The sequence below is a fragment of the Polynucleobacter sp. 39-46-10 genome (assembly GCF_002282275.1).
Map to the genome: position 1 here is coordinate 1 of NZ_NCJB01000138.1, position 5,922 is coordinate 5,922.

Here is a 5,922-nt window from a genome sequence, read left to right on the forward strand (position 1 = left end):
AAATTTACCGCCAGCACGCTTAAAGTCTCCAGCCGGGTCAATACGCTCGGCACGCTCAGACCCAATGATGTGATTATTAAAAGCTGCACCCCAATAATCAACGTGGCCAATAGTAAAACTTGGTATTACACCCAATTTGACCGCCTTTTTAACGTGCTCCGGGTGATTGACCGTGAAATGCTCAATCCGCAAACGACGCTCTTGCGGCTTAGGATTCCCTGCTAATAATTTAGCGTAGCTATTTAAAGCCTGATCAATCGCCTTGTCACCATTGGAGTGTGAAGAAATCTGCCAACCTTGATCAAAGTATGACTTCATAGATGCCTGTATATCAGCATCCTTATAGTTGAGTGAGCCACTCCACTTGCTATCTTTGGGATAGCTGTAGGGTTGATTGAGTGCAGCAGTTAAACCCTGGGTAGAGCCATCAGTAATATATTTAATGCCAATGAAGCGTAACTTATCGTCACCCTCATTCGGCTTAATGGCCTTATATCCAACGGGTAAAGTCTCGCTAAATAAGTATCCGCGCACCCGAATTGGCGATGCATTCTTTGCAAAAATCGCTTTATAAATTGCGATCTCTTTATCAACACCAAAATTACCACCAACACTCATCTCGGAGGCAGTAGTCACCCCTGTTGATGCCATCTTCTTCATGGTGCCTTGGATAGCAGCAAACAATTGCTCTTCTGTTGGGTTTGGCATTTTGGCCATAAATGGCAAATAAGTTGGTGGCTCTACTAGCTTGCCAGTCAGTTGACCCTTTGCATCTTTCACATAAATACCGCCGCCGGCAGGATTTGGGGTTTTATTTGTAACACCGGCAAGCTCTAAAGCCTTGTGATTCACGTAGCCGATATGTCCAGATTGATTGACGATAAAAATAGGAACAGTAGTTGATACCTTATCCAAATCATCAGCAGTGAGTTCCGCCATAAATGGCGTTGTACGTGATGGATCTACACCGAAGCCAAATAACCAACCACCAGCTGGAACATTCTTTAATCCCGCCTTCATTTTTTGAATTAAAGTTTCTTTGGTGTCATAAGGCAAAGTGAAATTACTTAAATTTAATCCCAAGCCTTCAAAGACTGCAGTCACCATGATGTGCACGTGTGGTTCTACAAAGCCTGGCATCAGCGTTTGACCTTGAAGATCAATCAATTTAGTAGTGTTAGCCTGCCACTCTTTGGTAACCGCATCCTTAGTCCCAACAGCAACAATCTTGCCATTCTGGACCGCCAATGCTTGAACTTCTTCGTTCTTAGCATTAACAGTGACGATTGGACCACCATAAAAGATCGTGTCAGCATTACCTTTAGCAAAGGCAATAGCGCAATTAGCCATCAATAATGTGGCCAGTAATTTTGGTGCAAATTTCATATTGAATTCCTAATTTAAGTGGAAATTACTTCAGAATGACGAGAGTGGCAGTAGCACGAGCACCCCAACCAGATGGGCCACCAGGCGTGTTGCTGACGTAATACATTGGGCCAGCACCAAACTGAAATGGCACTCCATCAAACACCATGAGCTTGGATACCCCTGCATATAAGGGATTCGAGGTACGGCGTGCATCATAGTTATATTGCGCTTCCATATTGGCAGTGATAGTCCAGGCTGTCTTAGTCGTATAGGCTATAAAAGGCTGGCCATAAAGATTGTTTTGGGTGCCAAAGCTTGGATTACCGCCAACACTCCAAGATTGATAACCCAATGCACCATAAGTCCAAGGCCCAGCACGATTGAGAACAACTGCAGTCACACCAGCGCCGGTTTGTTGAGATCCAAATTTGCCGCTATTGCCGGAAGGTGATTGGGCATAAGGACCAATACCCCAGATCCACGAGGAGTTAGTGTTGGGCGCATAAAAGGATTCGAGCGTAACACTTGCAATACCATAACCTGAAAATGATTGGCCCGCTGCATTTTGAACACTAGTCTCTCTCACACCTGCTACGATCGGTCGAACGATAAAAGTATCGCCACCACCCAAATTAAATGGCATGACTGGTTGAAACAGCAAAGTTTGCTCTGAACCACCTTGATTTTTTCCAACACCTCGACTGAACTGATACTGGAGAGGAACTGAAATCATATTGGCGATTGGGTTAGCCAATTTTTTGGCAATGCCGACCTTATCCACATCACCGCCAGGCACCGATACAGCAGAAGATTTGCCCGTTTGTGTAGCTTGACCTAGCACAGGAGTTGCACAAGAAAGTACTAGCAATAGAGTGGCTAAAATTTTAGAGCAATGATTCATAAGGCATCTTTAGAGGCAATTAGAATTTAAAGGTGATGGCAACTTGAGGACCTTGCATAGTAGTCTTTTGCAAAACACCACCAGCTTTCATATCGTAATAGAGCGCACGATACGTTAGCGAAGCATCAACCAAGCTACCAAATGATTTACCTACGCCAGCCATTACTTGCCATGTTAGGTTAGTAGTGCCACCACCGCTACCAATATCAGCGTAGGCAGGAATGTACCAACTAGAGTCTGCAATACGGTAGCGCCCCTTAGCACCAATAATCGGATCAATTGTGGATGTCGTTTTGGAAATAGATTCCTTCTCAGATGTACCAACAAGGTTGCCAAAAAGTGTAGCGGTAACATTGATTGATCGAACGCCAAGCAAAGCATCTACGTAGGCATCTTTCGTATTAGCTAGCGTATAAGTAGCAGCACCAGTTAAAACAGTCTGCTGCAAAGTAATTCTGTCTGCAACAGTAGCAGCTCCACCCGACACTGGAACCGAGCCTGATTTTTGCAAGGTAGCAGAAATGAGATCACCCATGATTCCCCAATTACCTTTATGCGCCTCGGCTGCAATCATGCCACCAGACTTCAGGTTACCAAGAACATCGCTTGAAGTGAAATCCGCAGATTTAGCAAGGCCATTATCAAAATTCATAGTGCCTTTGATGCCGGTAAGCCAAAGATAAGGGGTTACTTCAAAGCGCCATTCATTTGATGCCTTAGGGATTGGAGAGACTTCTTGGGCAAGAGCAAAACTTGAGGAAGCCAGTAGTGCGAGGATTCCAAAGAAAGTTTTAAAGAGGGGTTTTTTCATAATGGGCGAATAATTCAGAATTAAAAAGGTAATAAAAATAACAATCGCTATTTTAAAGGGCTTTATCTATTTAAAGGCTTATTGGAAACCCCAATAATGAGTGTTTCTGCAATTCAATCCAGCCTCCACTAAACTCACCCAAAACAACCCCGAATACCCTAAAAGGATAACAAATGAGCTTAATTGATAAATTGCAGTGGCGCTACGCCACTAAAAAGATGGATTCCGAAAAACTGGTTCCAGAAAATAAGGTCGAGCAAATCCTCGAAGCTATTCGCCTAACTGCAAGCTCAAGCGGACTTCAGCCCTACGAGGTGATTGTCATTACCAATAAAGATATTCTCCAGAAGATTAGAGCAGTTGCTAATGACCAGTCTCAAGTCACTGATTGCTCTCATTTACTCGTTTTTGCCGCATGGGATAACTACACCGCAGACCGCATCAATGCTGCGTTTGATATGACTGAATCTATTCGTAACTTTACGAGCGAATCTGGCACTGCATATCGCCAAATGCTGCTTAAAGCATATCCGGCTCGAGACGCTGAAACAAACTTTACTCACGCTGCTAAGCAGGCCTATATTGGTTTAGGTACGGCTCTAATTGCTGCAGCCTATGAACAAGTAGACTGCACTCCTATGGAAGGCTTTAATCCACCGGCAGTAGATGACATTCTGAATCTGTCTGCCAAGGGCTTACGAAGCGTCATCTTGCTCCCCTTGGGATATCGCAATGCCGATGAGGATTGGCTTGTCAAACTCAAAAAGGTGCGGAGAGCGAAAGAGCAATTCATCTCTTGGATTAAATAAAGCAATATCAGTTTGCATTCAATCTAGATTAAATGCCCGGTCTTAACAAAGATCGTGCAACCTTCTTTACTAAAAGGTTGATGCAAGCTCATATGGGGGCTGCGAATCCATGAACCAGCTGGATAGCGTCCATGCTCATCCTCAAATACGCCATCCACTACAAAAATCTCTTCGCCGCCATAATGCTTGTGTGGGTTGAAGTAAGTTTGAGGAGCCCACCTAACTAATGTAGAGCCCGCACCCTGTCTCATCAGCGGCATTACGGTTAAACCAGGCACCATCCCTTGAAACCATGGTGCAGAATGGGTATCGACAATCTCACGCTCGATCTGCTCAGGCCCCAAGTGTCGTAACTTGACAAAAAGAGTGCAGCCTTTCTCACTAAAAGGCGCATGAGATGAGCCAGGAGGATTCATGATGTAGGTACCGGCTGGATAGTTGCCAGTCTCATCACAAAATACTCCATCTAACACCAAGATCTCTTCTCCAAATTCATGGGTATGGGTTGGAAACTTCGCACCAGCTTCGTATCTAACGATCGAAGTAGCTCTAGCCACCTCATCACCCTGACGATCAAGCATGCGCCTCTCAATGCCTACGGAAGGACTTGAAATCCACGGTAGGTCCTGGTGATTCAGCACTACACGCTTACTGTAGTCAGAATGAATGTCCATATAAATCTTTTCAGTAATAAATTGTTAGATACAAGAATAACAATGGATTGAAATTATTGCTCAAAAGAAAAAACCACCCGAAGGTGGTTTTCTTACTATAGAGAATTACTAAGCCTACTTTTGAGGGCAACTATTTGCCAATGGTTTTCCAGCAATACGATCCTTGACCCAGTCAAGATACATCGGGGCTGAAACTCCGGGAGTCGTAAAGTGTGTCTGCTCTCCTGGCAGCTGAATTCTTCCTACATTTGCACCCATACTGCACATTTGCTTCTGATAAAGCTCATGCATGATTGGAGGAACTGCGGTATCTTTTGTACCCCAATAAATCACAACAGGTGCAGTAGGTTTTACCGGCTTAACACTGCCATTAACAAATGCCTTGACCCATGCCAAGGAGTTGCTTGGTTCTGGCTTCAGGAGAGTTTTATAGTTATCCCCATAAGCATAACTAAAGGTATCCGCTAGAACATGCATGCACTTGTTTCTAGATAATTTATCTACCACTTTTACACCCTCATCAGTCAGCACATCGGATAGCTTCAGATCAGGAAAAGCCGCCTGTGTACCCCACAGTCCCATCATATAGTGGGCGAACAGAAATACGTTTGGCACATTAGCCTGGGTAAAGCCATTCATGAGTTTTTTCGCACCTGCCTCATCAGCCGGTACATTTGGAAGCATGGCTGCTACATCTTCTGGTGCCAACGCCACAAATCCTAGATATTGCAGATTATCTGCTGCAGTGCCTTGAAGGACTTGGTAGTCTGGCAGGCTTGCGGCAGCAATAGTAGCGCCACCACCCTGAGACCAACCATACACTACAGTCTTTTTACCGGCGCCCACTTCTTTCATAGAGCTGGCAGCTCTTGCAGAATTAATAACGTCCCTTCCGTTTGTTTGTGCCACAGCATACTGATGCTTGCCACCGCCACCCAAGCCTTGGTAGTCTGTAGCAACAACAACATATCCTTGATTGATGAACTCTTGACCATTGGGAATTCCGTAATCGGTCCAAGAGTTACCGTCCATCAGGAAATATTCATTTAACGCAGCCGTTGGATCAATAATTTGAGATGGTCCACAGTTTTGAGCCGAACCTGTTGTGCCATGTGCCCAAGCCAATATTGGCCTTCCTTCTTTTGGGCTTGGTCCAACAGGCGCGATGATGGTCCCAGTAGCAATCGTTTTACGACCAGCCACATCAGATGAGATATAAGCAATCTTCCAAGCCTGCGCACCTTTTACAGATGTTGCAATTTTCTCTTTAGAGATGACTTGACCCAACTTACCTTCAGGAGCCATTTTCATGACGGAGGCATAAAAAGGTGGCATTGGTGGATCGGCATATACAGTGGA

The 5,922-nt window shown here is 44.7% G+C and carries 6 protein-coding genes; 1 reads left to right on the forward strand and 5 read right to left on the reverse strand.

What is annotated here, in order from left to right; translation table 11 throughout:
- The 3 genes from B7X71_RS10770 to B7X71_RS10780 all read right to left on the reverse strand — a co-directional run.
- Positions 1-1,386 (reverse strand): amidohydrolase (locus B7X71_RS10770; RefSeq protein WP_293600730.1); only part of this gene is annotated, 1,386 nt, incomplete at its 3' end.
- Between the two features lie 25 nt (positions 1,387-1,411).
- Positions 1,412-2,269, reverse strand: coding sequence for a hypothetical protein (locus B7X71_RS10775; protein WP_293598279.1), 858 nt, complete (start codon positions 2,267-2,269; stop codon positions 1,412-1,414).
- Between the two features lie 19 nt (positions 2,270-2,288).
- On the reverse strand, positions 2,289-3,080 hold the full coding sequence (locus tag B7X71_RS10780; protein ID WP_293600731.1) for a hypothetical protein: 792 nt from the start codon (positions 3,078-3,080) through the stop codon (positions 2,289-2,291).
- Positions 3,081-3,253: 173 nt separating this feature from the next.
- On the opposite strand from B7X71_RS10780, the gene B7X71_RS10785 reads away from it, so the two are divergent.
- Entirely contained in the window at positions 3,254-3,889 is a 636-nt protein-coding gene (locus tag B7X71_RS10785) for an NAD(P)H-dependent oxidoreductase (RefSeq protein WP_293598907.1), read from the forward strand.
- 23 nt (positions 3,890-3,912) lie between these two features.
- On the opposite strand, the gene B7X71_RS10790 is transcribed toward B7X71_RS10785, so the two are convergent.
- Both B7X71_RS10790 and B7X71_RS10795 read right to left on the reverse strand, forming a co-directional pair.
- Positions 3,913-4,563, reverse strand: coding sequence for a cupin domain-containing protein (locus B7X71_RS10790; RefSeq protein ID WP_293600732.1), 651 nt, complete (start codon positions 4,561-4,563; stop codon positions 3,913-3,915).
- 114 nt (positions 4,564-4,677) lie between these two features.
- On the reverse strand, positions 4,678-5,922 hold a 1,245-nt coding region (locus B7X71_RS10795), incomplete at its 5' end, for a lipase family protein (RefSeq protein WP_293600733.1).

Coding starts and splice junctions, on each gene's coding strand:
- B7X71_RS10785 (WP_293598907.1), top strand. CDS start 3,254: ATGAGCTTAATTGATAAATTGCAGTGGCGCTACGCCACTAAAAAGATG.
- B7X71_RS10780 (WP_293600731.1), bottom strand. CDS start 3,080: ATGAAAAAACCCCTCTTTAAAACTTTCTTTGGAATCCTCGCACTACTG.
- B7X71_RS10790 (WP_293600732.1), bottom strand. CDS start 4,563: ATGGACATTCATTCTGACTACAGTAAGCGTGTAGTGCTGAATCACCAG.
- B7X71_RS10775 (WP_293598279.1), bottom strand. CDS start 2,269: ATGAATCATTGCTCTAAAATTTTAGCCACTCTATTGCTAGTACTTTCT.